General features: G+C 55.4%; 30 protein-coding genes and 1 riboswitch. Of the genes, 17 read left to right on the plus strand and 13 right to left on the minus strand.

The window, feature by feature from the left end:
• Positions 1-13: 13 nt before the first annotated feature.
• Positions 14-1,360, minus strand: coding sequence for an MFS transporter (locus AAC632_RS03975; RefSeq protein WP_340298004.1), 1,347 nt, complete (start codon positions 1,358-1,360; stop codon positions 14-16).
• Positions 1,361-1,543: 183 nt separating this feature from the next.
• On the opposite strand from AAC632_RS03975, the gene AAC632_RS03980 reads away from it, so the two are divergent.
• The 14 genes from AAC632_RS03980 (at position 1,544) to AAC632_RS04045 (ending at position 12,920) form a co-directional block, all read left to right on the plus strand.
• Positions 1,544-1,831, plus strand: coding sequence for a YggT family protein (locus AAC632_RS03980; RefSeq protein ID WP_317657298.1), 288 nt, complete (start codon positions 1,544-1,546; stop codon positions 1,829-1,831).
• A gap of 4 nt (positions 1,832-1,835) precedes the next feature.
• Positions 1,836-3,089, plus strand: a complete 1,254-nt coding sequence (locus AAC632_RS03985) for an NAD(P)/FAD-dependent oxidoreductase (protein WP_340298003.1) — start codon at positions 1,836-1,838, stop codon at positions 3,087-3,089.
• A 57-nt stretch (positions 3,090-3,146) separates the two neighbouring features.
• A complete protein-coding gene (locus AAC632_RS03990) occupies positions 3,147-4,376 on the plus strand; it encodes a UDP-galactopyranose/dTDP-fucopyranose mutase family protein (RefSeq protein ID WP_340298002.1) in 1,230 nt (409 codons plus the stop codon).
• On the plus strand, positions 4,346-5,872 hold the full coding sequence (gene gpmI, locus AAC632_RS03995; RefSeq protein WP_340298001.1) for a 2,3-bisphosphoglycerate-independent phosphoglycerate mutase: 1,527 nt from the start codon (positions 4,346-4,348) through the stop codon (positions 5,870-5,872). The genes AAC632_RS03990 and gpmI overlap by 31 nt, the downstream gene beginning before the upstream one ends.
• A 379-nt stretch (positions 5,873-6,251) precedes the next feature.
• Positions 6,252-6,389: a hypothetical protein gene (locus AAC632_RS04000; protein WP_340298000.1), complete on the plus strand. Its 138-nt coding sequence runs from the start codon at positions 6,252-6,254 to the stop codon at positions 6,387-6,389.
• A gap of 27 nt (positions 6,390-6,416) precedes the next feature.
• Positions 6,417-6,779, plus strand: coding sequence for a hypothetical protein (locus AAC632_RS04005; protein ID WP_340297999.1), 363 nt, complete (start codon positions 6,417-6,419; stop codon positions 6,777-6,779).
• Positions 6,779-6,997 (plus strand): hypothetical protein, encoded by a 219-nt coding sequence (locus AAC632_RS04010; protein WP_340297997.1) that lies wholly within the window; start codon positions 6,779-6,781, stop codon positions 6,995-6,997. Before AAC632_RS04005 ends, AAC632_RS04010 begins: the two co-directional genes overlap by 1 nt.
• Before the next feature lie 41 nt (positions 6,998-7,038).
• Positions 7,039-8,367, plus strand: a complete 1,329-nt coding sequence (locus AAC632_RS04015) for a S41 family peptidase (RefSeq protein WP_340297996.1) — start codon at positions 7,039-7,041, stop codon at positions 8,365-8,367.
• Positions 8,364-8,855, plus strand: coding sequence for an RNA pyrophosphohydrolase (locus AAC632_RS04020; RefSeq protein WP_340297995.1), 492 nt, complete (start codon positions 8,364-8,366; stop codon positions 8,853-8,855). The genes AAC632_RS04015 and AAC632_RS04020 overlap by 4 nt, the downstream gene beginning before the upstream one ends.
• Before the next feature lie 19 nt (positions 8,856-8,874).
• Positions 8,875-9,483 (plus strand): glutathione S-transferase family protein, encoded by a 609-nt coding sequence (locus AAC632_RS04025; RefSeq protein ID WP_340253181.1) that lies wholly within the window; start codon positions 8,875-8,877, stop codon positions 9,481-9,483.
• Positions 9,480-9,935: a GNAT family N-acetyltransferase gene (locus AAC632_RS04030; protein WP_340297994.1), complete on the plus strand. Its 456-nt coding sequence runs from the start codon at positions 9,480-9,482 to the stop codon at positions 9,933-9,935. The genes AAC632_RS04025 and AAC632_RS04030 overlap by 4 nt, the downstream gene beginning before the upstream one ends.
• Before the next feature lie 222 nt (positions 9,936-10,157).
• Positions 10,158-10,736, plus strand: a complete 579-nt coding sequence (gene petA / locus AAC632_RS04035; RefSeq protein WP_317656923.1) for a ubiquinol-cytochrome c reductase iron-sulfur subunit — start codon at positions 10,158-10,160, stop codon at positions 10,734-10,736.
• Between the two features lie 15 nt (positions 10,737-10,751).
• A complete protein-coding gene (gene petB, locus AAC632_RS04040; protein WP_340297993.1) occupies positions 10,752-12,101 on the plus strand; it encodes a cytochrome b in 1,350 nt (449 codons plus the stop codon).
• An 18-nt stretch (positions 12,102-12,119) separates the two neighbouring features.
• Positions 12,120-12,920 carry a cytochrome c1 gene (locus tag AAC632_RS04045; protein WP_340297992.1) on the plus strand — a complete coding sequence of 267 codons (801 nt, stop codon included), beginning with the start codon at positions 12,120-12,122 and terminating at the stop codon, positions 12,918-12,920.
• A 69-nt stretch (positions 12,921-12,989) separates the two neighbouring features.
• Here AAC632_RS04045 and AAC632_RS04050 read toward each other — a convergent pair whose 3' ends face one another.
• Genes AAC632_RS04050 through thiB form a run of 3 tightly spaced genes read right to left on the minus strand, consistent with a single transcriptional unit; the run spans position 12,990 to position 16,187 of the window.
• Positions 12,990-13,679: a thiamine ABC transporter ATP-binding protein gene (locus AAC632_RS04050; RefSeq protein WP_340297991.1), complete on the minus strand. Its 690-nt coding sequence runs from the start codon at positions 13,677-13,679 to the stop codon at positions 12,990-12,992.
• Positions 13,672-15,225 carry a thiamine/thiamine pyrophosphate ABC transporter permease ThiP gene (locus AAC632_RS04055; RefSeq protein ID WP_340297990.1) on the minus strand — a complete coding sequence of 518 codons (1,554 nt, stop codon included), beginning with the start codon at positions 15,223-15,225 and terminating at the stop codon, positions 13,672-13,674. Before AAC632_RS04055 ends, AAC632_RS04050 begins: the two co-directional genes overlap by 8 nt.
• Positions 15,201-16,187, minus strand: a complete 987-nt coding sequence (gene thiB / locus AAC632_RS04060) for a thiamine ABC transporter substrate binding subunit (RefSeq protein ID WP_340297989.1) — start codon at positions 16,185-16,187, stop codon at positions 15,201-15,203. Before thiB ends, AAC632_RS04055 begins: the two co-directional genes overlap by 25 nt.
• A gap of 55 nt (positions 16,188-16,242) precedes the next feature.
• Positions 16,243-16,351, minus strand: a riboswitch (TPP riboswitch).
• Between the two features lie 96 nt (positions 16,352-16,447).
• Between thiB and aroC the strand changes: the two genes are divergently transcribed.
• Both aroC and AAC632_RS04070 read left to right on the plus strand, forming a co-directional pair.
• Entirely contained in the window at positions 16,448-17,548 is a 1,101-nt protein-coding gene (gene aroC, locus AAC632_RS04065; protein ID WP_340297988.1) for a chorismate synthase, read from the plus strand.
• Between the two features lie 166 nt (positions 17,549-17,714).
• Positions 17,715-18,353 carry a hypothetical protein gene (locus AAC632_RS04070; RefSeq protein WP_340297987.1) on the plus strand — a complete coding sequence of 213 codons (639 nt, stop codon included), beginning with the start codon at positions 17,715-17,717 and terminating at the stop codon, positions 18,351-18,353.
• Here the strand turns inward: AAC632_RS04070 and AAC632_RS04075 are convergent.
• The 5 genes from AAC632_RS04075 to AAC632_RS04095 all read right to left on the minus strand — a co-directional run bounded on the left by AAC632_RS04075 (position 18,350) and on the right by AAC632_RS04095 (position 22,877).
• Positions 18,350-19,234 (minus strand): DMT family transporter, encoded by an 885-nt coding sequence (locus tag AAC632_RS04075; protein ID WP_340297986.1) that lies wholly within the window; start codon positions 19,232-19,234, stop codon positions 18,350-18,352. The genes AAC632_RS04070 and AAC632_RS04075 overlap by 4 nt on opposite strands.
• A gap of 106 nt (positions 19,235-19,340) precedes the next feature.
• Complete coding sequence (locus AAC632_RS04080; protein ID WP_340244157.1) at positions 19,341-19,631, minus strand: HU family DNA-binding protein; 291 nt, start codon at positions 19,629-19,631, stop codon at positions 19,341-19,343.
• 129 nt (positions 19,632-19,760) lie between these two features.
• A complete protein-coding gene (locus tag AAC632_RS04085; RefSeq protein WP_340297985.1) occupies positions 19,761-21,245 on the minus strand; it encodes an AMP nucleosidase in 1,485 nt (494 codons plus the stop codon).
• A 23-nt stretch (positions 21,246-21,268) separates the two neighbouring features.
• Positions 21,269-21,976, minus strand: a complete 708-nt coding sequence (locus AAC632_RS04090; protein WP_340297984.1) for a sulfotransferase-like domain-containing protein — start codon at positions 21,974-21,976, stop codon at positions 21,269-21,271.
• Between the two features lies 1 nt (position 21,977).
• Entirely contained in the window at positions 21,978-22,877 is a 900-nt protein-coding gene (locus AAC632_RS04095; protein ID WP_340297983.1) for a D-amino acid aminotransferase, read from the minus strand.
• 126 nt (positions 22,878-23,003) lie between these two features.
• On the opposite strand from AAC632_RS04095, the gene AAC632_RS04100 reads away from it, so the two are divergent.
• Positions 23,004-23,258 carry a hypothetical protein gene (locus tag AAC632_RS04100; RefSeq protein WP_340297982.1) on the plus strand — a complete coding sequence of 85 codons (255 nt, stop codon included), beginning with the start codon at positions 23,004-23,006 and terminating at the stop codon, positions 23,256-23,258.
• 3 nt (positions 23,259-23,261) lie between these two features.
• On the opposite strand, the gene AAC632_RS04105 is transcribed toward AAC632_RS04100, so the two are convergent.
• The 4 genes from AAC632_RS04105 to AAC632_RS04120 form a co-directional block, all read right to left on the minus strand.
• Positions 23,262-23,552 (minus strand): hypothetical protein, encoded by a 291-nt coding sequence (locus AAC632_RS04105; protein WP_340297981.1) that lies wholly within the window; start codon positions 23,550-23,552, stop codon positions 23,262-23,264.
• Between the two features lie 70 nt (positions 23,553-23,622).
• Positions 23,623-24,093 carry a 23S rRNA (pseudouridine(1915)-N(3))-methyltransferase RlmH gene (rlmH, locus tag AAC632_RS04110; RefSeq protein WP_340297980.1) on the minus strand — a complete coding sequence of 157 codons (471 nt, stop codon included), beginning with the start codon at positions 24,091-24,093 and terminating at the stop codon, positions 23,623-23,625.
• Between the two features lie 6 nt (positions 24,094-24,099).
• Entirely contained in the window at positions 24,100-24,495 is a 396-nt protein-coding gene (gene rsfS, locus AAC632_RS04115) for a ribosome silencing factor (RefSeq protein WP_340297979.1), read from the minus strand.
• A gap of 191 nt (positions 24,496-24,686) precedes the next feature.
• Positions 24,687-25,127, minus strand: a complete 441-nt coding sequence (locus tag AAC632_RS04120; protein ID WP_340297978.1) for a hypothetical protein — start codon at positions 25,125-25,127, stop codon at positions 24,687-24,689.
• Positions 25,128-25,191: the final 64 nt, after the last annotated feature.

The following is a 25,191-nucleotide window of genomic DNA, read 5'->3' on the forward strand; positions in this document are numbered from 1 at the left end:
GGCCCGATTTCCCCTATTCATGCTGCCGCGGATCGGCATTCACCCCGCGCAACAACCATAACCCCAGTAAGAATAGCATAATCAGCGGTGTTACACCCCAATTTTGACTGTTGGTGAGGGAGGTCATCACCGCAATGAGAAATGGGGCGAGGAAAGCTGTGGCCTTTCCTGCGAGGGCATAAAGGCCAAAATGCTCGGTTATTGCGGCAGGATCCGCTTGGCGCAGCATCATATGGCGGGATGCGCTTTGCACGATACCACCTGCCGCGCCAATGCCGATGCCGATCAGGTAGAACATCAGGCTTGGCAGGTTTGAGCTTTCGGCAAGCGCAAGACCAAATAGGCTATTGCGCCCGATAAAGGGGATGAGAAGAGATAGACCGGTTAGGCAGAGAACTGACCACCAAATGATCTGGTATGGCCCGAAACGATCATCCCATTTGCCGCCTATCCATGCCGCAACGGCCCCCGAGATGATGGCAAGAATCCCGAAAATTCCGATATCTGTGATCGACCAACCCAAGACACCCGCCGCATAAATGCCGCCAAAGGCATAAAGACCGTTCAAAGCATCGCGGTAGAACATAGATGAGAGCAGATAGCGCAGCAGGCTTGGATGATGGCGCAAGGATTTCAGCGAGCGTGCAAGCTCGGGCAGTGCTTGGCGCATGGTTTGACCAAGGCTTGGGCCAGAGTGCGGCTTGGGCCTGTGCGGTTCTCGCACCCAAAGAAAGAAGGGGATCATAAAGATCACATACCAAAGCGCGGTAAAGGGCCCCACGGCGCGTGTCCCTTCGCGCGCGGCGGCGTCCAGACCAAAAGCGGGTGATAGGCCAAAAAGCGTGCGCCCCGTTTCGGCGTTTTCGGCGAAAAATCCGAGCATCAGGATCATCGCCACCAATCCGCCCAGATACCCAAGGGCCCACCCTGTCCCAGAGATGCGCCCCATTTGCGCGCGTGGGGCAAGGTCAGGCATCAGCGCATTGGTGAAAATCGTGGCGCATTCCATCCCAAAAAGGCCGAGGGCAAAGAGGATCAAAACCACCCAGATTTGCATTCCATCGGGTGCAGCAAACCAACAGCCCCATGCGCCGATGACGTAAAAGGCGGAAAACACCCAAATGAATGGCAATTTGCGCCCAGTTTGATCTGCGATTTTGCCTAATATGGGCGCAGCGATGGCAATCAACAGGCCTGACGCCCCGATGCTATAGCCCCAAAGGCTTTGGGCGCGGGTGCCATCGCCTAAGACTTGCGCGATATAGGGCGCGAAAATGAAGGTCAGAAGCAGCGTATTATAGGGCTGACTTGCCCAGTCAAACGCCCACCATCCATAGATGCGTTTCTTACTTTCGGTCATCCTGCCCGCCATGGCCGTTCTATTATCGTTACTGTGGAGGGCTTTCTAGATTTGGCAAAGGGAATCCGAAAGAATGGTATAAAAGCAGCTTAAAAATCGGCAAAAATGCCCGATCCCTTGCGCTTAGGTTGGACAGGGCTTAGATCATTCGAACTGGGATTTCCGATGTAAGGGGCCTTTGCCGTGACTTCGCTCTTCATGATCTTGATGTTGCTGCTCAATGTGGCGACCTATATCATCATCGCCCATATTATCATGAGCTGGCTGATCAATTTCGGTGTGCTGAACATTAGGCAGCCTTTGGTCTATCAAATTTGGCAAGGTCTTTCGAACCTCCTTGAGCCGATTTATGGCCCCATTCGCCGTGTTTTACCCCAAATGGGTGGGCTAGACTTAGCACCGCTGATTGTGATTTTGGGGATCTACGCGCTTGAGATCATCCTGCGCAACAATGCCATGATGTTCATGTAGGCCTATGTCCACGCCCCGGTCCCATTTTGACGCCGTTATTGTTGGCGCGGGTGTGGTGGGCGTGGCCAGCGCGCTTTGGGCGCAGATGCGTGGGCAATCGGTGGCCTTGATTGATCCTGCTGCTGTTGGATCAGGGGCGAGTTCGGGCAATGCCTGCACTTTAGCCACCTATGCCTGCCTGCCCGTCAACGACCCATCCGTCTTTGCAAATCTGCCCTATTATCTGTTTTCAAATGACAGCCCGCTTGCTTTGTCTTGGGGTCATGCGCTGCGCCATCCGATCTGGATGATGAAATTCTTGGCGAATTGTCGCGCTGCGAAATCCCGCCAGATTGCGCAGGAATTGGCGGCGTTGTTGGCCCATGCCGATGCGGGGTTGAACCCCCTGATTGAGGCCGCCACGGCAGAGGATTTGATTATTGCAAATGGGCAATTGACAGTCTGGCGCAGCGCGACTGCCGCCGATGCAGATCGGGCGGGCCTCAAGTTTCGCCGCGACCAAGGCATTCCCTTTGAGGAATTAAGCGGGGCCGAAGCTCATGCGATGGAACCTGCCTTGGCCTTTCAACCCGCGCGTGGGGTCTATTATCCGCTCGCGCGCCATATCCGCGATCCGCTGCTTTTGACGCAAAGATTGCATCAGAAATTTACAGAATTGGGCGGGCAGACGATCGCCAAAGCGGTGACCGAACTCAGCGATGAAGGCGCGCAAGTGCGGGTGCATCTTGGGCAGGATGATGTCACCGCGGTGCGGGTTGTTCTGGCCGCAGGGGCCTATTCGACGCAGATCAAAGGCGGCGGTGCGGAGCATCTGCCCCTGCAAACCGAACGGGGCTATCACCTGATATATAAAGATCTTGGCCATTATGCCACGCGCCCCGTGGGTTGGGTTGAGGGTGGGTTCTATACCGCCCCTATGGCGCAAGGTCTGCGCTTGGCGGGAACTGTTGAGATTGCGGCCCTGAACGCACCACAAAACCCGCGCCGTTTGGATTATATCGCGCGCAAAGGGGCCGAGTTATGGGGCGATTTGCCCGCGCCTGATGCCACATGGATGGGATGCAGGCCTACCTTGCCTGATGCCTTGCCTGTTATTGGGCCAAGCCCAAGCTCCTCAAAGATTATCCACGCCTTTGGCCACCAGCATTTGGGCCTCACTATGGCGGGTGTGACGGGACGGATTGTGGCTGATCTCCTTGAGGGGCGGCAGCCCAATTTGGCGATTGGCGGATTATCGGCGGCACGCTCTTTTCTTTGATTCATGGCCCATTAACCCCTGACCCTCATTCTGCCCTCGGCAATATGGAGGCGCAGAATGCCCGTTTTGGTGGTTGGTGCAGGGTTCTCAGGGGCCACGCTTGCGCGTGAATTTGCGGAGGTGGGGCTGAAGGTTACCGTGATTGAAGCGCGCAATGATGTGGGCGGGCATTGCGCCACAAAAATCGACCCTGAGACGGGGGTCATGATCCATTGCCATGGGCCGCATATCTTTCACACGGCCGACCTCGCAACTTGGGCGTTTATTCGGCGCTTTGGGGCGTTTATGCCCTATCGGCATCGGGTGGCAGCGTCTTTACGCGGTCAGATCTTTCCCTTGCCAATCACCCTTGCCACGATCAACCAATTCTTTGGTCACAACTTTACCCCAGAGTCGGCGCGCCGCTTTATCGCGGCGCAGTGTATCCCCATTTCAAACCCACAGAATTTTGAGGAGGCGGCCCTGTCGCAGATTGGTCCCGCTCTCTATCAGGCGTTTTTCAAACCCTATAACGAGAAACAATGGGGTCGCCCCGCGCGCGCCCTGCCTGCTTCCGTTTTTGCGCGACTGCCTGTTCGTTTCACGATGCAGGCAGATTATTTCAATCACCCGATCCAAGCGATCCCTGCCGAAGGATATAGCGCCGTTGTCGCGGCGATGCTCGCTCATCCGAATATTGCCCTGCATTTGGGTCAGCCTGTGACGGCACAGGATAGTATGGGATTTGATCATGTGTTTTGGACTGGGCCGATTGATGCCTATTTTAAGCATCAGCACGGGCATTTGGCCTATCGCAGTCTGCGGTTTGAGCATGAGCGCCTGCCTGAATCTGCCCAAGCGCTTGCCGTGATGAATTATCCCGCCCACGATGTGCCATGGACAAGGATCACCGAGCATCGCCACTTCGCGCCTGAAGGTGCGGTGCGGGGCAGCGTTATCACCCCTGAATATCCGTTTGAGGCGGGGCCGAATGATACCCCACATTACCCTGTGCGCCTTGCGCGCGAGAAGGCGCAGCTTGGGCGGTATATCGCGGCGGCCTTGGGTCAACATGGCGTCAGTTTTGCGGGTCGCCTTGGCACTTATCGCTATTTAGACATGGATGTTGCCATCCGCGAAGCGCGCAGTTTAGCGCGCGCAGCAGTGGCCGCATTGCGCATGGGGCAGCGCCCCCGCGTCTTTGCGCCTGAGGTTGAAACTTGCCTCTCTGCCCAACCCATCCTAGAAACAGGGCAGGTTGGCAGAAAGGCACCGCAATGCGCGTGGATACCCAGAAAAAACCCGTGATTTTGTGCATTTTGGATGGGTGGGGCATCGGCACAGAGGCCGAAGGCAACGCGCCGTTGCAGGCCAAGACCCCAAACTTTGATCGGCTGATGTCCACCTGCCCCAATGCGACCTTGGTGACCTTCGGCCCGGATGTTGGTTTGCCAACGGGGCAAATGGGAAATTCCGAGGTGGGCCATACCAATATCGGTGCAGGGCGCGTGGTGGCCATGGATTTAGGTCAAATTGATCTGGCGATTGAGGATGGCTCCTTCTTTCGCAACCAAGCGTTGCAAGAGTTCATCGCGACTGTGAAGGCCGCGAAGGGGCGCGCTCACATTGCGGGGCTTGCCTCCCCAGGTGGTGTGCATGCCCATCAGGCGCATATTTTGGCTGCTGTTCAGGCCTGTGCAGATGCGGGGCTAGAGGTGGTGATCCATGCGATTACCGATGGGCGGGACGTTGCCCCGAAATCCGCAAAAGATCAGATCGCGGGCCTTGAGGCGGGATTGCCCGACCGCGCGCGCATTGTAACTGTCAAGGGGCGCTATTTTGCGATGGATCGCGACAATCGGTGGGAACGGGTCGAAACCGCCTATCGCGCAATGGTCGAAGGCAAAGGCGCAAAAGCCCCGTCCGCGCAGGCGGCGATTGATCAAGGCTATGGGGCTGAGAAAACCGATGAATTCCTGCCCGCAACAGTGATTGGTGACTATTCTGGCATGGCGGCAGGCGATGGCCTGTTCTTTGTGAATTTCCGCGCAGACCGCGCGCGCGAAATATTGGCCGCAATTTGCGCGCCTGAGTTCACAGGATTTGCGCGTGGCCCTCGCCCTGATCTCTCGGCGCGATTGGGGATGGTGAATTATTCGACCGACCATGATCGCTACATGCAGGTGGTTTTTCCCAAGCAGGAATTGAAAAACACGCTCGGCGAATGGGTTGCGGCCCATGGCTTGCGTCAATTTCGGATTGCTGAAACAGAGAAATATCCTCATGTGACCTTCTTTCTCAATGGCGGCCAAGAAAGTGCGGCTGAGGGGGAGGATCGGTTTATGCCGCTCTCGCCAAAAGTGGCGACCTATGATCTGCAACCCGAGATGAGTGCCGCCGAGGTGACCCAAAATTTGGTTGCGGCGATTAATGCGGAGTATGACCTGATCGTGGTGAATTACGCCAATCCTGACATGGTGGGCCATACGGGGGATTTGGGCGCCGCAATCGCTGCTTGCGAGGCGGTGGATCAGGGCCTTGGCGCGGCCTTGGCGGCCCTTGAGGGTAAAGGCGGTGCGATGATTGTGACGGCGGATCATGGCAATTGCGAAACAATGATCGACCCTGTGACAGGTGGCCCTCATACGGCACATACCGTCAATCTCGTGCCTGTTGTGGTGTATGGCGGGCCCGAAGGCACAAGCCTTGCAGATGGTCGACTGGCGGATTTGGCGCCAACTGTTCTTTCCCTAATGGGCCTGCCGCAACCGCCTGAAATGACGGGGCAGTCGCTGTTGCGATGAAAGCGCGCTTTAGCCTTCTCTTGTCGGTGTTTTTGATTTGCGCGCCTGTGGCGCTGCACGCGGAGATTGGCCCAAGCGAGGCGGCTGAAGCGGCTATCCTTGAATTAGAAGCCGCGGCCACAGCCCTTGCCAACGCCCAGAGCGCCAGTGATCGCATTACGGCCCTGACCCAGACGATTAAGGGTTATGAACATGGTTTATTGACCCTGCGCGAGGCCGTGCGCCGTGTGGCGCTTGCACAAAGTGCAATCGAATCGCGTTTGGATACGGAGAGCACCGAATTATCTGGGCTGCTTATGGCCATGCAGCGGATCGCAGCCGAGCCAAGCCCCGTTGGTTTGATGCACCCCAATGGGCCCGTTGCTTCGGCCCGTGCGGGATGGTGCTTGCGGATGTCACCCCAGCGCTTGCCGCTGAAGCGATTGCGTTGCGGCAGGAATTGGAACAGATCGCCACCTTGTCCCGTTTGCAATCGGGTGCGGTGCTGCAGATGGAGGCGGCTTTGTCCGAAGTGTAAACCGCCCGCGCCAGTCTCGCCGCCGCAGTGGCGGAACGGCGTGAAGCCCCTGATCGCTTTGCGCTGAGTGAAGATGCATTGCGCCAGATTGTCGAAGCGGTTGACACATTGGACGCGTTTCTTGATTTATTGGCGCAAGCCCCTGCGCCCGAAGATAGCGCTATGCGCGGGTTCAGTGATGCACGCGGCGCAGTGCCTTTGCCCGTTTTTGGGGTGTTGCTCAATGGGTTCGAGGCCCAAGATGCGGCAGGCATCAGCCGCCCTGGTTTGTTATTGGCCACGGCCCCTGCGGCGCTTGTGACATCCCCGTGGTTTGGAACAGTGCGCTATGCGGGGCCTTTGTTGGACTATGGTAATGTGGTGATCCTTGAACCTGAAGGGAAATTTTGATGATTCTCGCGGGGCTTGGTGATCTTTATGTGACCGCGGGCACTGTGATTGCACAGGGCGCGCCCTTGGGAATGATGCCAAGCGCCGCAGGCGCGCGCGCAGATTTGATCACTGAGACACCAGATCAGACTGGCGCTGCGCTTTCAGAAACTATTTATATTGAATTGAGACAGGATGGCAGTGCGATTGATCCGCAGCCATGGTTTGATTGGGAATAAGTGCACCGCGCCAGATACGCGGTCGGAAAGGACGGATAAAGATGAATAAACTGGTCATTGCGGGCTTAGGGGGCGCGGTTGCTGGGGTCATCTTGGCATCCCAATTTGCCGCCCCGCTCTTGGCGCAAGAGCAGGAACAGCAGCGCAGCGTTTACGAGCAGCTTGATTTGTTTGGAGATGTATTTGAGCGGATCCGCTCGAATTACGTTGAGGAGGTCGATGAATCCGCGCTGATTGAAGCGGCGATCAACGGAATGCTGATCTCGCTTGATCCGCATTCAAGCTATCTGCCGCCGCGTGATTTCGACTCGATGCAAGTGCAGACCCGTGGCGAGTTTGGTGGTCTGGGCATTGAAGTCACCCAAGAAGACGGGTTTGTGCGCGTCATCACGCCAATGGATGACACCCCTGCAATGGAAGCGGGCGTTGAGGCGGGTGATTTCATTACCCATGTGGATCGCGAGGCACTGCTCGGCCTGACATTGGAAGAAGCCGTTGATCTGATGCGTGGGCCTGTTGGTTCGGAGATAGTCATCACTGTCGTGCGAGAGGGGGTTGATGAACCCTTTGACATCTCCATCATCCGCGACCGCATCCGTCTTACCGCTGTGCGCACGCGCCTAGAGGGGAACACCGCGATTTTGCGCGTCTCGACCTTCAATGATCAAACCTACCCCAACTTGGAGGAGGGTCTGTCTGATGTCATCGCAGAGCTTGGCGGGATCGAAAATCTGAACGGTGTCGTGCTTGATTTGCGCAACAATCCTGGGGGTCTATTGACCCAAGCAATTCGTGTGTCCGATGCCTTTTTGGAACAGGGCGAAATCGTTTCCACCCGTGGTCGCAATGGCGCGGATGGGGATCGCTACAATGCAACGGCAGGCGATTTGATTGACGGATTGCCGATGGTGGTTTTGGTCAATGGCGGCTCTGCCTCAGCCTCCGAGATCGTGGCGGGTGCGTTGCAAGATCATCGCCGCGCTGTGGTCGTAGGCACAAATACATTTGGCAAAGGGTCGGTGCAATCTGTGATGCCCGTGCAGGGCGAGGGAGCCATTCGACTGACCACTGCGCTGTACTACACCCCTTCAGGCCGCTCGATTCAGGCATTGGGCGTGGCCCCTGATATTCTGGTAGAACAGCGCGACCCTGTTGAGGAGACGCTAACCGAAGATCGGTTCACCCGTTCCGAAGCCGATTTGCGCGGTGCCTTGCGCAACACCACCCTGACCGAAGATGAGCAGCGACTTCGCGATGAGGAGCAAGCCATTGCCGAGGAAACCGCACGCCTGCGCAATCAGGATTATCAACTTGCCTATGCGATTGATATTCTGACGGGGCTAAACGCCTTGGGGCCAAACGCCCGATGAGCGCGGCGCTGTCGCCTGCTGATATCGCTGCGCTGCCCTATCGGCCCTGTGTTGGCATTGTGATGGTCAATGCCGCGGGCGGTGTTTTCGCGGGCACGCGCGCGGACATGGACAAACCTGCATGGCAAATGCCGCAGGGCGGTATTGATGCGGACGAAACCCCACGCCAAGCCGCTGCCCGCGAATTGCTTGAGGAAACTGGTATCTCAGAAGATCAAACGCGGTTTCTAAGGCAGACCGCTGATTGGTTGACCTACGATCTGCCGCCAGAAGTGATCCTCTATCGTTGGGGCGGCAAATTTCGTGGACAAAAGCAGCATTGGGTTATGGTTGAATTAACCGGCCCGGATGACGCGATTGACCTCAGCTATCAGGATGTTGAATTCTCCGATTGGCAATGGATGCGGGCGCAGGATCTTTTGGTGCAGATTGTGCCGTTCAAGCGCGACATTTATGCCGCCGTGTTTCAAGAATTTGGTTTAATCTAAGCCTAAAGGGACAAGACAAATGGCGCAATTTCAGGTTCTCGGCTCTGCTGCATCCCCCTTCGTGCGGAAGGTTCTTGTGATGGTTAAAGAGGCAGGTATGACAGATGTGGTGTTCGAAACTGTCAAAGCCTCACCCATGGGCGGGGATGCCCATCTCAATGCCGCCAATCCTTCAGGACGTATTCCTGTTCTTTTGCGCGAAGGGGATAGCCCGATTTTTGACAGCCGTGTGATCACCCGCTTTTTGGATCAGCATGCGCAAGCGGGGCTTTACCCCGAAAGCCGCCTTTGGGAGGTGCTGACCACCGAAGCGGCGGCAGATGGTATGATAGAGGCTGTGGTGGCCATGGTGTATGAAAAACGCTTCCGCCCCGAAACACATTGGTATGAGCCTTGGTATGAAGGCCAATGGGCCAAAGTAGAGCGCGCGCTTGATTATTTCGAAACCCAAGTGCCGAGTTTTGATCAGGTGCTTGATATGGGCCAAATCGCGGTTGGTGCGGGCTTGGGCTATCTTGATTTTCGCCAAGGCCAATTTGATTGGCGCGCGACACGCCCGAATTTGACCGCTTTTTTTGATCGTTTAAGCGCGCGTTCCTCTTTCAAAGACACATTCCCAGTTGGATGAGTGGTTCGCCCGAATTTAGCCTTGTGCAAACACAGGCTGATTTGGATCTGTGCTGCGAGATCCGCCGCGCTGTCTTTGTGGTCGAGCAATCTGTGCCGCTTTCAGAGGAATTTGATACGATTGACGCAAAAGCCACTCATGTTTTGGGTCGTCTGGCGGGGCGGGCTGTGGCGACAGGGCGGTTCTATCGCACAGGGCAGGCGTGGCGGATCGGACGCATCGCGGTTGTCGCAGATGCGCGGGGCGCGGGCCATGGTGCGGCACTTATGCGGTTCGTGATGGCGCATATACGCCACATCACCGCGGAACCAGATCCGCACCATATGGAATTGGACGCGCAATTGAGCGCGATTTCCTTTTATGAGCGCCTGGGATTCACCGCCACAGGCCCCGAATTTGATGATGGATCGGGTATTTTGCACCGAAAAATGTCCCTAAGCTTCGGGAAATAGGCGGGCTTTGCGAAATTTTTTTCGTGTGAAACCTTCATGTTTTTCGCGCAGAGGTTGAAAATTCATCACAAACCGCGACATTTCGGCCAAACTGCGCGCGTTTGTCCGCTAGACGCTTATCATTTCATTGCATAAACAGCCCGAGAAAAGCTGCGGGGGATTCCTGTGGCTTCGATTCAATTGGCCCCGTTTGGTGGGTCGCTGACAAGGGAGACGCTTTCAGTGTCACACGCAGAAGACCAGTCCAGCACACGCCGCGACTTTCTGTACTATGCGACAGGCGGTGTAGGTGCTGTTGTAACCGGCGCCGCCGTCTGGCCGCTGGTCAATCAAATGAACCCTTCGGCAGACGTTCAAGCCGCATCCACGATGCGCGTTGATGTCTCGGGTGTGCAGGAAGGAACGCAGCTGACCGTTCTGTTCCTCGGCAAGCCCGTTTTCATCCGCCGCCGCACACAGGATGAGATTGAAGCGGCGCGCGCTGTTGACATGAATGACCTTGTCGATACCGATAGCCGCAACCCCAACATCGCGGCAGGATCGGATGCGCATGACGAAAACCGCAGCCTAACCACCCCTGAGGGTGAGAACACAGGCGAGTGGTTGGTGATGCAGGGCGTTTGCACCCATTTGGGCTGTGTGCCCTTGGGTGATGGCGCAGGCGAGTTCGGCGGTTGGTTCTGCCCTTGCCATGGTTCGCATTACGACACGGCAGGCCGTATCCGCAAAGGCCCCGCGCCGCAGAACCTGCACATTCCGAACGCGTCTTTCGTAGACGATACAACAATTTTGCTCGGTTAACGGAGGAAACGACCGATGTCTGGCATTCCCCACGACCATTACGAACCGAAGTCCAACGCCGAGAAGTGGTTGCATTCGCGCCTTCCCATCGTGGGCCTTCTTTATGACACACTGATGATCCCAACCCCCAAGAACCTGAATTGGATGTGGATTTGGGGCATCGTTCTTGTGTTCTGCTTGGTCATGCAGATTGTCACAGGGATCATCCTTGTGATGCATTACACTCCACATGTCGATCTCGCTTTTGCAAGCGTTGAACACATTATGCGCAACGTGAACGGGGGATGGGCGATCCGCTATATCCACCAAAACGGCGCGTCTTTGTTCTTTATCGCGGTTTATCTGCACATTTTCCGTGGTCTTTACTACGGCTCCTACAAGGCGCCACGCGAAGTCACATGGATTGTCGGTATGCTGATTTACCTGCTGATGATGGGAACAGCCTTTATGGGCTATGTTCTGCCTTGGGGTCAGATGTCCTTCTGGGGCGCGACCGTGATCACGGGCCTATTTGGCGCGATCCCCTTTGTGGGCGAAGCGATCCAGACATGGCTCTTGGGCGGGCCTGCGGTGGACAACGCCACGCTGAACCGCTTCTTGTCGCTGCATTACCTGTTGCCATTCGTGATCTTGGGTCTGGTGATCGTTCACGTTTGGGCCTTCCACACCACGGGTAACAACAACCCAACAGGTGTTGATGTGCGCCGCGCATCTAAGAAAGAGGCCGAAGCCGATACGCTGCCATTCTGGCCCTATTTCGTGATCAAAGACCTGTTCGCCTTGGCGGTTGTTCTGGTGGCTTTCTTTGCCATCGTGGGCTTTATGCCGAACTATCTGGGTCACCCCGATAACTATATCGAGGCAAACCCAATGGTCACGCCTGCACACATCGTGCCTGAATGGTATTTCTTGCCCTTCTACGCCATCCTGCGCGCCTTTGACGGTGAAGTTTGGGTTGTGATTGCGGCGGACTTCCTGACAGGCGGGATTGTTGACGCGAAATTCTTCGGTGTTCTCGCCATGTTTGGTGCGATCATCGTGATGGCCTTGGTGCCATGGCTTGATACATCTTCGGTGCGCTCTGGCCGCTACCGCCCAATGTTTAAGCCTTGGTTCTGGGTTTTCGTGATCAACTTCTTCGTGCTGATGTGGGCGGGTGCAATGCCTGCAGAAGGGATTTACCCCTACATCGCTTTGATCGGGTCGGCCTATTGGTTCGCCTATTTCCTCGTGATCCTGCCGCTTCTGGGGGTTCTGGAAAAGCCAACTATACCGCCTTCGACCATCGAAGAGGATTTCAACAGCCATTACGGCAACGCAAGCGTGGGCACTGGCCCCGCCTCTGCGAAAATTCCTGCTGAGTGAGAGAAAGGATAGTCTGACATGTTCAGGAAACTTGTGATCAGCACAATCGCTGCGCTGAGCCTCTCGACCGGAGCGGGACTTGCAGCAGGTGCATCGGGCCATGTCGAGAATTATGAATTCTCGTTCCAAGGACTATTCGGTCGCTATGACCAAGATCAGCTTCAGCGTGGGCTTCAGGTCTTCACGGAAGTATGCTCTGCCTGCCATGGTCTGCAATATGTGGCCTACCGTAACCTCGCCGATGAAAATGGCTTGGGATATACCCCCGAACAGGCTCGCGCCTATGCGGAACAGTTCGAGGTGTATGACCCATCGATTGATGATTGGCGCACTGCGACCCCGAATGACCACTTTCCCCAGTCGGGTTTTGAAGGTGCGCCTGATCTGAGCCTAATGGCCAAGGCACGCGCTGGTTTTCATGGACCATATGGCCTAGGTCTGAACCAGTTGTTTAACGGTATTGGCGGCCCGGAATATATTGCATCTCTTCTGACCCATTATACGGGCGAAGAGGTAGAGCAGTATGGGGCATACTTTTATGAGAACGAAACTTACCCTGGCGGCTTGATCGCCATGGCCCCTCCCTTGTGGGATGGTGCGGTTGAGTTTGCAGATGGCTCACCCAATGATATCGAAAGCATGGCCAAAGATGTGGCATCGTTCCTGACTTGGGCAGCAGAACCCCGCATGATGGAGCGTAAGCAGCTTGGCTTTACCGCTATCATAATGCTCGGCATTCTCGCTGTGATGCTTTATCTGACTAATAAGAAACTTTGGGCGCCGATCAAATCGCGCGCTAAAGCGGGCGCAGCGAAATAAGCAGCGCCCCTGAACGGACGATAGAAACCTAAAAGCGCCTCTGATGTCAGAGGCGCTTTTTTCTTTTGGCTAAAGCCACGGCACCAAACCTGCAGGGGGTGCGGCGCGTAGGCCTGCGATTGGGTAATCTCCTGTAATCTGCCCTTCGGTCAAAAGCATCACGCGATTACACATCCGCTCGGCATCTGTAAAATCATGAGACGCTAGGATCAAGGTCAGGCCCAAATCGTGGCATAATGTGCTGATCAATTCTGCCATCTCGCGCCGCAAAGTGGGATCTAGGGCTGCAAACGGCTCGTCCATCAGCAATATTGGACGATTTTGCAAAAGTACCCGCGCAATGGCTGCGCGAGATTGTTGTCCGCCTGACAGGCTTGCAGGGCGGCGCCCCTCAAACCCGCGCAAACCGACTTGCGTCAAAGCGGTGCTGATCTGCGCCTCCATCGCCGCGTTCAAGGCCAATCGTGGTGAGAGGGCCAGGCCTAAATTTTCCCGCAAAGTCAGATGGGGGAAAAGATTGCTGTCTTGAAACAGGATTGAAATTGGTCGTTTGGATGGATCGCACTGGGTGAGGTTTGCACCGCCAAACCAGATCTCTCCCACATTTGGACTGAGAAACCCTGCGATAAGGCTGATCAACGTTGATTTCCCCGCGCCTGATTGCCCCATCAAAGCCAAGCGTTCCCCCCGCTGCACGCGGAAGACGGCTTTTAATTCAAAGCCCGCGTTGCGATAGTTTAGGTTTGTGATCTCAAGCACGGTAACGGCCCCCACGGTCAAATATCCAAAACAAGCCAAGGCTTAGGATCAAGAGCAGCAATGCAGCCCCTTGGGCATCCGCCATACGATAGGCCCCCATCAGGCGCAGCATCTCTAGAGGCAAAGTGGCTTGATCAGGTGCCGCGAATAGGGCGATCACGCCCAAATCCCCCATGGATAAGGCCGCACATAAACCCGCCGCAAAGCCCAATGGACGGACAAGGCGGGGCAGGATCGCGTGCCGAAATCTGTGCCAGCCGACAAGGCCCAGCGCCGTGGCAAGGCGGGCTTGGCTTGCTTCGGCCTCACGAAGGGCGGGCAGAACGGCACGCAGCACGAAGGGCAGCGCCATCAGGGCATTGACGCATATAGTGACGGGCAAGGCCCATGTTATGGGATTGGTAAGTGGGCGTAGAATCAAAAACCATCCTGTGCCGAGGGCCAAAGGTGAAATGACCAAGGCAAGCAGGCAAAGAGCCTCAAACATTGCGGCGCGGCGCAAGCGGAGCAAGGCAAAGGCGATTGGCAGCGCCATCGCAATCGACAGAGCGGTCGCAGATAACGCCATGATCAGCGAGCGCAGCGCCGCAATCCAAACGGCTGTGGGTAGTTCTGTAAGATTTGGCAGGCCAAGGATCACGATCCGCGCCAAGGGCAATGCGAGAAATACACCCGCAGCCACGATCACCAGAGTATCGACAAACGCGCGCCCCTCAGTGGGCAGGGCCAATGTGCGATCCAGCCCCGTGCCAAGTCCCGTGCCACGGGCTGACAGCCGCAGTGCAAACGCGCCGAGGCCGAGGCACAGCAGGGCCTGCACGGCGGCTAAACTCGCGGCGCGCCCAAGGTCAAAATCAAATCGAAAAGCTTGATAAATGGCCAATTCAATCGTGGTGGCGCGCGGGCCACCGCCCAAGATCAATGCGACTGCGAAACTTGAGCAACAGAGCAGAAAAATCACCACAAGGGCGCCCGGTGCAGTGCTACGCAAAATCGGCCATTCAATATGCCGAAAGAAAGCGCCGCCCTTAAGCCCCAAAGACTGTGCAAGGCTTATGCGTTCCTGTGGGATGGCTTGCCACTCTTGCAGGATTAAACGCGCGGCAAGGGGGAGGTTAAAAAACACATGCGCGAGAACAACGCCGTGCAGCCCGTAAATTTCAGGGAGGTCTAGGCCAATGACCTGTAAGGCGCGCGCAAGCCACCCGTTATGCCCATAGCTTGCAATCAGCCCGATCACGGCAACGATGACGGGAAGGATAAATGGGGCGCCCATCAGGCTGATGAAAATGCCCCTGCCAATAAACCTCCGCCGCGCAACAGCGCGGGCCAGTGGAATGGCAATTGCAAGGCTCAGGCTTGCGGAGAGGAATGCCTGAAGGAGCGTAAAGCGAATCGCGGCCCAGTCGGCCGCGCGTAGTTTAAACCCATCGTCCGCCGTGACGGCAATCGCCACAAGCGGGGCAAGGGTCACGGTCAGGACAAGCGCCAAAGCGCCCGTCCCGACCCAAACCAAGGCACTTAGCGGCTGAGTGCGGTTTGCCATCTGTCAATCGCTGCATCGCGAAGCGCCGCAGCCTCATCCCCCGAGAAGTGCAGCACTTTTTCAGGGGCAATCAAGGTTTCAAATCCATCGGGCAGTGCCGAAGCGGGTAAAGCCGCAGGATACATCCAGTTTGTCGTGGGGATTACGGATTGGAATTCGGGCGACAGCATGAAGGTCATAAACGCACGCGCTAAATCGGGTTGATCGCTTGCCGCAGTGATGCCTGCAATTTCAATTTGCATATAATGCCCTTCGTCAAAGGCAGCGGCAGATTTGCTTGGGTCTTCCTCAGCAATGAGGTGATAGGCGGGGGATGTTGTGTAGGAAAGCACCATATCGGCCTCACCCTCTAGGAACAGGCCGTAGGCCTCTGACCATCCTGGGGTAACCGTGACGATGTTATCCGCCAAATCCTGCCAAATCTGCGCAGCACCATCGCCATAAGCGGCCTCAATCCAATAAACGAGGCCCAAACCTGGGGTCGAACTGCGTGGGTCTTGGATCAAGATGCGCAGATCACTTGCGCCCAATTCCTCAAAACTTTGTGGGGGATTGGGCAGATCAGCATTATGGACAAAGGCGAAATAGCCCCAATCAAAGGGCAGAAATTCTGCATCATCCCAAGCGATTGGTAGGGTCAGCCCCTCAACGAAGATATCATGCGTGGCGAATAGGCCCGTATCGCGTGCGGCTGTCATCAGGTTTGTATCAAGGCCTAAGACCACATCCGCTTCGCTGCGGCTCCCCTCAAGCTTAATCCGCGACAGCAGTGCTGCGCCATCGCCCGCACTGACGAATTGCAGATCACAGCCACAGCTTTCTTCGAAAGCAGCCTTAATCTGGGGCCCAGGCCCCCAATCAGCGACAAATGAATCATAGGTATAGACATGCAAAACAGGGTTTTCGGCCATTGCCGCCCCTGCAAAGATGCTCATACCCGCTGCTATGATGGTGCGTTTCATTTCCTCACTCCTCCATTGCGACGGGCGAAGTGAAGATGGAGCTTGGGCAAATTGCCCTCTGTTCCAAAGCCTTCCCTCCGCCGGTCCTAACCGGTTCAGGTTCAACGGGTTTACGCAGGATTGCGCATCTCAGGCCCAATAACAGGCCACCCCGAGACAAGGACTGATGTAAGCAGGTTTTCTGCGAAGGGCAAGGGTCTTGGCATTTTGCCTCAGGAAGGCTAACCCCTGTGAAGGCTAAAATTATGTAGGTCACGCCAATGTCGATGAACACATTCGGTCATCTTTTTCGGGTTACTACTTGGGGCGAAAGCCACGGGCCAGCCCTTGGCGCGACTGTTGACGGATGCCCCCCAGGTGTTGCGATAGATGCCGCAATGCTGCAGCATTGGCTTGATCGCCGCAAACCAGGTCAGAATAAATACACCACGCAACGCCGCGAACCTGACGAGGTGGAAATTCTTTCGGGCGTTTACGAGGGCCAGACGACAGGCACGCCGATACAGTTGATGATCCGCAACACGGATCAGCGGTCGAAAGATTATTCTGAAATTGCCGAAAAATTCCGTCCAGGCCATGCCGATATCACCTATTGGCAAAAATACGGTATCCGCGATCCGCGCGGGGGTGGGCGATCAAGCGCGCGAGAAACCGCTGCACGCGTGGCTGCAGGCGGGGTTGCGCGCGCGGTTTTGGCCACGCTGCTGCCTGATCTGCAAATCACGGGCTTCATGGTGCAAATGGGCCCAAATCAGATTGACCGTGTGCGGTTTGACTGGGATCAGATTGAGCAGAACCCATTTTGGACGCCTGACCCCAAGGCAGCGGCAGATTGGGCAAGCTATTTAGATGGCCTTCGCAAATCGGGCGACAGTGTCGGCGCGGTGATCGAGGTGGTCGCGCGCGGTTTGCCCGCAGGTCTTGGCGCGCCGATTTATGGCAAGCTTGATACGGATTTGGCCGCAGCGATGATGTCAATCAATGCCGTGAAAGGTGTTGAGATTGGCGAGGGCATGAACTCCGCTGCCTTGCGGGGTAGTGAAAACGCGGATGAAATCACGATGGGCGCAGATGGCCCGCAATACGCCTCTAATCACGCGGGCGGGATTTTGGGTGGAATTTCCACTGGCCAAGATGTGGTTGTGCGTTTTGCAGTGAAACCCACCTCCTCCATCCTGACACCGCGCCAAACGATCACGAAATCGGGCGAATCGGCTGAGATCATCACAAAAGGGCGGCATGATCCTTGTGTGGGTATTCGTGCCGTTCCTGTGGGTGAAGCGATGATGGCCTGTGTGGTTCTAGATCATTTGTTGCTGCATCGCGGACAAATCGGCGCAAATCGTGGCAACATCGGCTGATCGTTTCTTAGATTAGTTTCAAATTCCGTAAAATTTTCTTGGCCTTGCCGCGTTTTAACCAAGTTTCCTTGCGATCTTGAGGGGGTAAACGAGTAAGAGGTTAACTATGCGACAGGCCAAGCGAACATGGGCACTTCTGAGATCCTTTCGGGTGGATGGAAGAACGATGATCATCGCGCTCATGGCGCTTGGCCTCCTCATTGGGATGGTTTGGCGGATCGGCCCGACCCCCGATGTCTGGGCAAGCACCAATGACAGCACGGCGGGTTTGCGGGTGTTCTCGCAAGACGACCGACTGGTCTCTTTCGAAGATCTCGAGTTTAACGAAGGCGGCTTTAGTGGTGCGGCCCAATCAAATCAATCCGTGATAACGGGCGGTATTCTGGGCCCTGTTGCAGCAGGGTTGGTGATCCAAAAACCGATCCTTTTGCCACTTGGTTTTCGCAATGCTGTGCTTGAGTTAGACCTATGGCTTCTTGACGGATGGGAAGGTGCAGCGGTTGAACTCAGCTTTGCCGATGCAGCCTTGCGCATTACAGGCGAGGCGCACGCCCCCGTGATCGAGATCGCGCAGCAGAGCCCAACAGGCACGCGGTTTCAATTGCTTGACGCGCATCCCAAACCCGATGGGTCAGCGCAATCGGGAGAGGAAACCACAAGATTATCTTTGCGCATTGGGGTCAGCAGCTATGACGCAGAGAGCGAAATCAGCCTATTTGGCAGCGATGATACGGATACGCCCTATCGCATCGCTATTGATAATCTGCGCGTCATTGTCAGCGATACGCCGCTTGACGGGGCCTAGCTGCTTGGCGGCGTTGGGGTCACGCGGGCCAGCTGCACCGCCAAAATCCCGCCTGCGATGATGGCAACCCCAATTATGTCAGCTAAAGATAATTGTTCCCCAAGGAGCGCTGCCGCAATCGCCACGCCAAAAAACGGATTCAAGAAGTGAAACGTTGCGGCGCGGGTTGCCCCAATGCGAGCCACCAGCAAAAACCAAATCCATGTCGCCAAAAGACCTGGGGCTAAAGTTGTATAGGTGAAGGCCCAAAAGAGACGCTGCGACATGTCAAATTCTGGTGTTTCAAAGATTAAGGCAAAGGGCAGCAAGACAATCGAGCCAACTGCCATTTGCAAGCCAACGGTCATCATCATATTTCCGCCCGAGGCTGAAGCACTGCGCACGGCCAATGTTGCGATGGTCAGCGCCACGGCAGCTATGACGCAGAGTGCAAGGCCCATGACATCCGCCCCGCCTGTTAATCGCTGTGACATAATCAGCGCCACCCCAGTAAAGCCCGCAATTAGGCCGAAAATCCCTAGCTTTGGGAGGGTTTCGCGGAAAAACGCCCAATTCGCAGTCGCTACCAACAGCGGCATACTGGACGCGATAATGGCTGCAAGCCCCGCTTCGACCGTTTGCATGGCGATAAAATTCAGGCCCAGATAGATCGCGTTTTGGCAGGTGCCAAAAATCAAAATGCCGCGCCATTGCTTGGCTGAAAATTTCCAGTGTTGTCCGAGGGCCTTGGCAATGGCCACACCAATCAGACCCGCTAATCCAAAGCGCAGAACCAATGCGTAGAGGGGGGGCGCGGCCTCAACGATCATCCGCGCAGAGGTGAAAGCCGAAGACCATATGAGGGCGAAAATCAGCCCCATTCCAATTGCGCGAAAATCCATGTCATGCATCCTGCGGAAACCTGCTTGCGACACAGAAGCATGAAACTCGCCCAAGAAAAAGGGCCGCCCAAGAAGGCGGCCCTTAAAATTTCGAAACTGCTAAAACTTAGCCGTTTACGCTGTCCTTCAATGCCTTTGCGATTGTGACCTTCACAACCTTGTCGGCAGGCTTTTTGATCTGCTCACCCGTTGCTGGGTTGCGCACCATACGCTCGGGACGTGCGCGGCAGTATACTTTGCCAATCCCGGGAAGGGTTACTGCGCCACCGCCTGCGACTTCTTTGGTGACCACTGCGGTCACTGCATCCAAAGCGGCTGCTGCGGTTTTCTTGTCACTGCCCATTTCGTCGGCAAGCGCGGCAACAAGCTGCGTCTTTGTCATCGGTTTCTGTGCCATTTTTTATCTCCTTTACTCCCCGAACCCTTGGGCTCGCTAGCGCAAAATTACCCTAATATTGTGGAGGGACACAACAATTAGTAGACATAACGGTGCAGAAAACATGCATCTTGACAGAAATTTATATATTTATAAGAAAGCCGTTTCCTCAAAAGACCGCAATTTTCGGCTATGAAGGCGTTCAAGCGGCATTTCGCGCAATTTTTCCATGGCGCGAATGCCGATCAACAAATGTCGCGTCACTTGGGCTTTATAGAATTCTGAGGCCGTTCCGGGCAGCTTTAATTCGCCATGCAGCGGCTTATCCGAGACACAAAGCAGCGTGCCATAAGGCACCCGAAAGCGAAATCCGTTTGCGGCGATTGTTGCGCTTTCCATATCGAGTGCGATGGCACGACTTTGGCTGAGGCGCTTTACGGGGCCAGATTGATCGCGCAATTCCCAATTGCGATTGTCGATTGTGGCGACCGTTCCTGTGCGCATGATCCGTTTCAATTCATAGCCAGACACTTGCGCAACATCTGCCACCGCATCCTCAAGGGCAATTTGAACTTCGGCCAATGCGGGGATGGGAACCCATGCGGGCAGGTCATCATCAAGAACATGATCTTCGCGCAGATAGGCATGTGCCAAGACATAATCTCCAAGCGCCTGCGTGTTGCGCAAACCTGCACAATGACCAACCATCAACCATGCATGGGGTCGCAAAACTGCAATATGGTCAGTGGCGGTTTTTGCGTTTGAAGGCCCAACACCAATGTTAACCAAACTAATACCTGCATTGTCTTTACGGGTGAGGTGATAGCTTGGCATCTGGGGCATTTTTGCGGGATGTGTGAGCTCTGCTTCAGCCGTCATCAAAACTTGATTGCCCGGCCCAACGAGGGCGGTGTAGCCACTGTTTGGGTCGGCCAACATTGCCCGCGCATAGGCAATGAATTCGTCAATATAGAATTGGTAATTGGTGAACAGAACATGGTTCTGGAAATAAACAGGATCAGTCGCGGTATAATGAGCGAGCCGTGCTAGAGAATAGTCGATCCGTTCGGCGGTAAAGGGCGCAAGCGGCCCCGATCCGTCTGGATGCTTAAAGCCAAAAGAATTGACGATCTCGTCATGGATGCCGCCCAGATCAGGCACATCAAAAATATCGCGCAAGGGAAAGGTCAGCGCAGCCTCTTGCGGGATGTTGAGATTGGGATCTGTCAGCACCGCAAAATGCAGTGGAATTGGCGTGGAGGATACCCCAATCGCGACCTCAACATTATGGTTTTCAATCAGAAGGGCGATTTGCTGTGTCAGGTAATTGGCAAATAAATCGGGGCGCGTGACCGTTGTGGAATAGGTGCCCGGTTCTGCGACATGACCAAAAGAAAGGCGGGTGTCGATCTTGCCAAAACCTGTCGTGGTAATCCGTATCTCGGGATAAAAGGCGCGATAGCGGGTGTTCTCGCGCGGGGCCTTTAGGGCCTCGGAAAAGGCATCGTAAAGGAATTTTGTTGCCGCCTGATACAGCAGTTGCAATTCGGCGACTGCGTCTGCGGCCTTACTGAAATACTTGGGGTGAGGTGCGGCGGGGGATAGGATTTGTTCGTCTTTGGCTGATTTTCGCATCGCGCACTCCCCCTGATTTAACCTTAGCTTGTGTGTTTTAGACTGCGCATTTGTTCGTAATATTCAAGCGCCTCGGTCAGCAGCCCATGATATTCTTTGGGCAAATCAGGCAATGGCCCTTCGGGATCAGAAATCCCAGTTGAGCGATGCACAGCCCCATACCAATGCTTGGCCCAGATCCCATCTTGGGCCCGCGGCCCTGCAGGCCAAGATAACATTGCCGCGTCAAATGGAAGGTCGGCCGCTGCGCAGATCATCCGCAACATGGCCTCTGGGTTCGCGCGAATATCTGTGCTGTCGAAAATTGGGCCAGGGAGGCGTTGATAAAGCGCCCATTGTTGAGGATAGCCGATATCAAGCAAGCTCGGCATATCGCGTTTGGCGAGGTAGGAGGCAATGACGCGGGCGGGGTGACGGATCAAATGCATATTCACGCAGCCCTCAGCCCAAGTCAGGTCAAACCCATCTAACATATGGTGGGGCATGTGTTTCATATACCAATGCTCTTTTCCGTCAGGCGGGCTACCTGCACAGCGCCGTGCCACGATCTTGGCATCGCTTTCATGCGCGGCAAGGATATCGGATCGCATCGGGTGGTCGAGCCCTGTCTCTTCCAAATAGGGGGCGTAGAATGGCTCGTCCCAAACCGCGCAATCGGCGCGCGCCCCAAAGGCATACATCATCGCAGTCGAAAGGTTGCGTGGCCCCGACCACATGGCAATTTTTGTCATTCTATTCTGTGCCTTGATCAATCATGTCTTTATAAAGCGCGCGGATGCGCGTGGTCAGTGGCCCCAAATCGCCTGTGCCGATGACGCGGCCGTCAATCTTGCCTACAGGGGTTTGCGCGCCGAATGTGCCCGTCAAAAATGCCTCATCTGCGCTATAGGTTTCCACCAAGGAAAAGTTTTTCTCAAAGACGGGGATGTCATTGTTGCGGCACAGGTCAATGACCTTCTGCCGTGTGATCCCATTCATGCAATAATCGCCTGTGCTTGTCCAAACTTCGCCCTTGCGAATGATGAAGAAATTGCACGCATTTGTGGTGTTCACAAAGCCATGGATGTCTAACATCAATGCCTCATCTGCTCCCGCCTTTTCTGCGGCGATGCAAGCGAGAATACAATTCAATTTGGAATGAGAGTTTAGCTTGGGGTCCTGCGTCATCGGCAAGCCGCGCAGATGTGGCACTGTGGCCAGACGAATGGGGCGCGGGATGGAGGGTTTGGAATGCTCCATGATGATCGCAACAGTCGGGCCAGAACGCGACAGGGCAGGATGTTGAAAGGGGCGCATCTTGACCCCACGCGTGACCATCAACCTGGCATGGGCATCGGTCTGCATCTCGTTGGCGCGGCGGGTGTGTTCGAGGGCCGCAATCACCGCGGCGCGGGTCATGCCGATATCAAGATCAATCGCTTTGGCAGCCTCAAACAGGCGATCCATATGATCGTCTAAAAAGGCCCATTTCCCATTATAGAGACGTAACCCCTCCCAAACGCCATCACCAAGCATAAAGCCGCTGTCATAGACGCTGACCATTGCCTCGGCGCGCGGTTTGAGCGCTCCGTTGATCCAGATCAGAATATGTTCATTGCGCGCGTCTTCTTCGCTTTGATGTGTGCTGACCATGATTTGCCTTGCCCTTGCCCTAGTCACCTTCGCGTGAGGAGACAGGATGCCGTCTTGATGTGCAATATCAATCACAGTTTAGTGCGGGCAGTTTCCACATTTTCCCAAAGCAATGGGAGGCAGGCTATGACACGGACTGACAATAAATCACTGCGCAGTGGGTTTAAACTGGTCGCTTTGAGTGTCGCCATTGGGCTGGCATTTGTGTTGCAGATGGTTTCGCCTCAGGATCGCGGTGCGGTGATTGTGCAATCTCTGTTGAAGGGGCAAATGCCTGTCTTCGGACACAGTGCGCCCTGTGATCTGGTGTGCAAAGGCCCGCAGATCTTGCCCGCAACAGGCGATCTGAACGCGAACGCGCCCCGTTTGCGGGATATCTGAGCGCTACGACAGCATGGCCTTATGCGCCGTGATGGCCTCATTCAGGTCTGCATAGTAGTTAAGCTTTCTCGCCTCTAGAATGAGCGCCGCATTGCAATAGTCGCGCAGTTCGGCCAGATCACGAGATGTGCTTTCCAGAAGTGCATCAAGCGCGCGCGATAAAGACGCGAGGCGATTATGCGTTGCAATCACCGCCACCAACCGACCCTTAGGCGGCATATCCCCGTCTGGCCTTGGGTGCTGGCCCGTGGGTGCAGGGCTGTCCAAATGCAACATGGGTGTCAGGCAGGTCATCGCCAATCTTGGCCTCTCGCGCGAAATCTCAATCGCGGCCAAGTTCGGATATTTTGCTTAAAGAAAGGTTTCAGACGCGGTGATAAGGCGCGCCCGCAAGGATTGATGCGGCACGGTAAAGCTGTTCAGACAGCATCACCCGCACCAACATATGCGGCCAAACCATACGGCCGAAGGAAATACGCCGTGCGGCTTCGCCGCGCAGGTTTGGCTCAATGCCACCTGCCCCGCCAATGATCAGCGCCAAATCGCTTGTTCCTTGATCACGCACTTGGCCAAGACCTGTGGCGAATTCTGGAGAGCTTAGGGTCTCGCCCCGCTCGTCTAGCGCCCAGATCAGCGCGGATTTTGGCAAAGCACGGCGCAGCAAGTCGCCTTCGGCTTTCATGCCCTGATTCTTTTTATCTTCCACCTCAATGACATCGCCTAAGGTCAGGCCAAGTGCGCGGCCAGTGCGATCAAATCGCGTAAGGTAATCGGTAATCAGATCATGTTCGGGGCCTTGCCGCAGGCGACCAACACAACAGATGGACACGCGCATGGCCGATTAGGCCTGCGCCGTGCCATTGGGCAGCCACATCTTTTCGATCTGGTAGAAATCCCGCACTTCCGGGCGGAAGACATGAACGATCACATCGCCCGTGTCGATTAAAGCCCAATCACCTGCATCTTTGCCCTCGGTTTTGGACAAAAGCCCGTAATCTTGCTTGAGGCGATCCACCAAATTGGTCGCTATAGCGGCCACTTGCCGTGTCGAACGCCCCGAAGCCACGACCATATAATCGGCCATCGAGGATTTCCCCGCCAGCTCGATCGTGATTACGTTTTCAGCTTTGTCATCGCTCAGAGAGTCAAGCACTTGGTCTAGCAAATCCTTGCCACCAATGCGGGGTGCATGCGTGTCGGCATGCGGCGCAATCTCTGCGGTGTCAGTTACCGCCATTCTCGGTCCAGTCAGGACGAAGGCCCTCCGTTTCATGGCATCAGTCTAAGATGGGCAACCATCTGGCGCTGACGAATGCCCCAAGGATACCACTGCTTGGGGATGATCTCAATGCAAAGGATAATATGGGATTTATACAAATGAAACGGGCCGCGATGTGCATCGCAGCCCGTAACCTCGTGGGGTGTGGTTTATTCAGCGGGCGCAAGTGCTGCGGCGCTGTTCTTCGCGAAATGTTTGCGCGCAAGGATCAGAACCAAGGCGATCATTGCGAATTGCAGGCCAAGGACCAATGCGCTGACCACCCAATAGGCTGCGCCAAATTTTGCGATCATGCCTGTGGCGACCAGACCTTTGTTGATCCAAAAATGACCCAAGACAGACATTGCAACGCCAGGGCAAACAAGGGCGTATGAGCCTGCAGAGGCTTCGGTGCCATTAATGAAGCGGCCGAGATAGCCCACGCTGGTCAAGGCCATGATGCCAAAGAGTGCGATCAGAACTTCAATCGACAGCATGCGTGTCAGGAAGGTAAATGTTTCACCCGCACCGCCATGGATGAAATGTCGCAGGGCAGAAAATTGGCTAAATTTGACTATATCTTGTGGAAAACTGTTTAAATTTATCCACATCGTGGGGTTCGTGATTGACTCTGCGATGGCAGCGGCGAGACAGTAACACTGGATAAGAATCACC

This window comes from Roseobacter sp. HKCC-CH-9351 (assembly GCF_037830295.1).
In the GTDB taxonomy this organism is placed as follows: Bacteria; Pseudomonadota; Alphaproteobacteria; order Rhodobacterales; family Rhodobacteraceae; genus M30B80.

Excerpts from the sequence above, each read along its gene's own strand:
- AAC632_RS03975 (WP_340298004.1), bottom strand. The coding sequence starts at position 1,360 with ATGACCGAAAGTAAGAAACGCATCTATGGATGGTGGGCGTTTGACTGG.
- AAC632_RS03985 (WP_340298003.1), top strand. The coding sequence starts at position 1,836 with ATGTCCACGCCCCGGTCCCATTTTGACGCCGTTATTGTTGGCGCGGGT.
- AAC632_RS03990 (WP_340298002.1), top strand. The coding sequence starts at position 3,147 with ATGCCCGTTTTGGTGGTTGGTGCAGGGTTCTCAGGGGCCACGCTTGCG.
- gpmI (WP_340298001.1), top strand. The coding sequence starts at position 4,346 with ATGCGCGTGGATACCCAGAAAAAACCCGTGATTTTGTGCATTTTGGAT.
- AAC632_RS04000 (WP_340298000.1), top strand. The coding sequence starts at position 6,252 with ATGGTGCTTGCGGATGTCACCCCAGCGCTTGCCGCTGAAGCGATTGCG.
- AAC632_RS04010 (WP_340297997.1), top strand. The coding sequence starts at position 6,779 with ATGATTCTCGCGGGGCTTGGTGATCTTTATGTGACCGCGGGCACTGTG.
- AAC632_RS04015 (WP_340297996.1), top strand. The coding sequence starts at position 7,039 with ATGAATAAACTGGTCATTGCGGGCTTAGGGGGCGCGGTTGCTGGGGTC.
- AAC632_RS04020 (WP_340297995.1), top strand. The coding sequence starts at position 8,364 with ATGAGCGCGGCGCTGTCGCCTGCTGATATCGCTGCGCTGCCCTATCGG.
- AAC632_RS04025 (WP_340253181.1), top strand. The coding sequence starts at position 8,875 with ATGGCGCAATTTCAGGTTCTCGGCTCTGCTGCATCCCCCTTCGTGCGG.
- AAC632_RS04030 (WP_340297994.1), top strand. The coding sequence starts at position 9,480 with ATGAGTGGTTCGCCCGAATTTAGCCTTGTGCAAACACAGGCTGATTTG.
- petB (WP_340297993.1), top strand. The coding sequence starts at position 10,752 with ATGTCTGGCATTCCCCACGACCATTACGAACCGAAGTCCAACGCCGAG.
- AAC632_RS04045 (WP_340297992.1), top strand. The coding sequence starts at position 12,120 with ATGTTCAGGAAACTTGTGATCAGCACAATCGCTGCGCTGAGCCTCTCG.
- AAC632_RS04055 (WP_340297990.1), bottom strand. The coding sequence starts at position 15,225 with ATGGCAAACCGCACTCAGCCGCTAAGTGCCTTGGTTTGGGTCGGGACG.
- thiB (WP_340297989.1), bottom strand. The coding sequence starts at position 16,187 with ATGAAACGCACCATCATAGCAGCGGGTATGAGCATCTTTGCAGGGGCG.
- aroC (WP_340297988.1), top strand. The coding sequence starts at position 16,448 with ATGTCGATGAACACATTCGGTCATCTTTTTCGGGTTACTACTTGGGGC.
- AAC632_RS04070 (WP_340297987.1), top strand. The coding sequence starts at position 17,715 with ATGATCATCGCGCTCATGGCGCTTGGCCTCCTCATTGGGATGGTTTGG.
- AAC632_RS04075 (WP_340297986.1), bottom strand. The coding sequence starts at position 19,234 with ATGGATTTTCGCGCAATTGGAATGGGGCTGATTTTCGCCCTCATATGG.
- AAC632_RS04080 (WP_340244157.1), bottom strand. The coding sequence starts at position 19,631 with ATGGCACAGAAACCGATGACAAAGACGCAGCTTGTTGCCGCGCTTGCC.
- AAC632_RS04085 (WP_340297985.1), bottom strand. The coding sequence starts at position 21,245 with ATGCGAAAATCAGCCAAAGACGAACAAATCCTATCCCCCGCCGCACCT.
- AAC632_RS04090 (WP_340297984.1), bottom strand. The coding sequence starts at position 21,976 with ATGACAAAAATTGCCATGTGGTCGGGGCCACGCAACCTTTCGACTGCG.
- AAC632_RS04095 (WP_340297983.1), bottom strand. The coding sequence starts at position 22,877 with ATGGTCAGCACACATCAAAGCGAAGAAGACGCGCGCAATGAACATATT.
- AAC632_RS04100 (WP_340297982.1), top strand. The coding sequence starts at position 23,004 with ATGACACGGACTGACAATAAATCACTGCGCAGTGGGTTTAAACTGGTC.
- AAC632_RS04105 (WP_340297981.1), bottom strand. The coding sequence starts at position 23,552 with ATGACCTGCCTGACACCCATGTTGCATTTGGACAGCCCTGCACCCACG.
- rlmH (WP_340297980.1), bottom strand. The coding sequence starts at position 24,093 with ATGCGCGTGTCCATCTGTTGTGTTGGTCGCCTGCGGCAAGGCCCCGAA.
- rsfS (WP_340297979.1), bottom strand. The coding sequence starts at position 24,495 with ATGGCGGTAACTGACACCGCAGAGATTGCGCCGCATGCCGACACGCAT.
- AAC632_RS04120 (WP_340297978.1), bottom strand. The coding sequence starts at position 25,127 with ATGTGGATAAATTTAAACAGTTTTCCACAAGATATAGTCAAATTTAGC.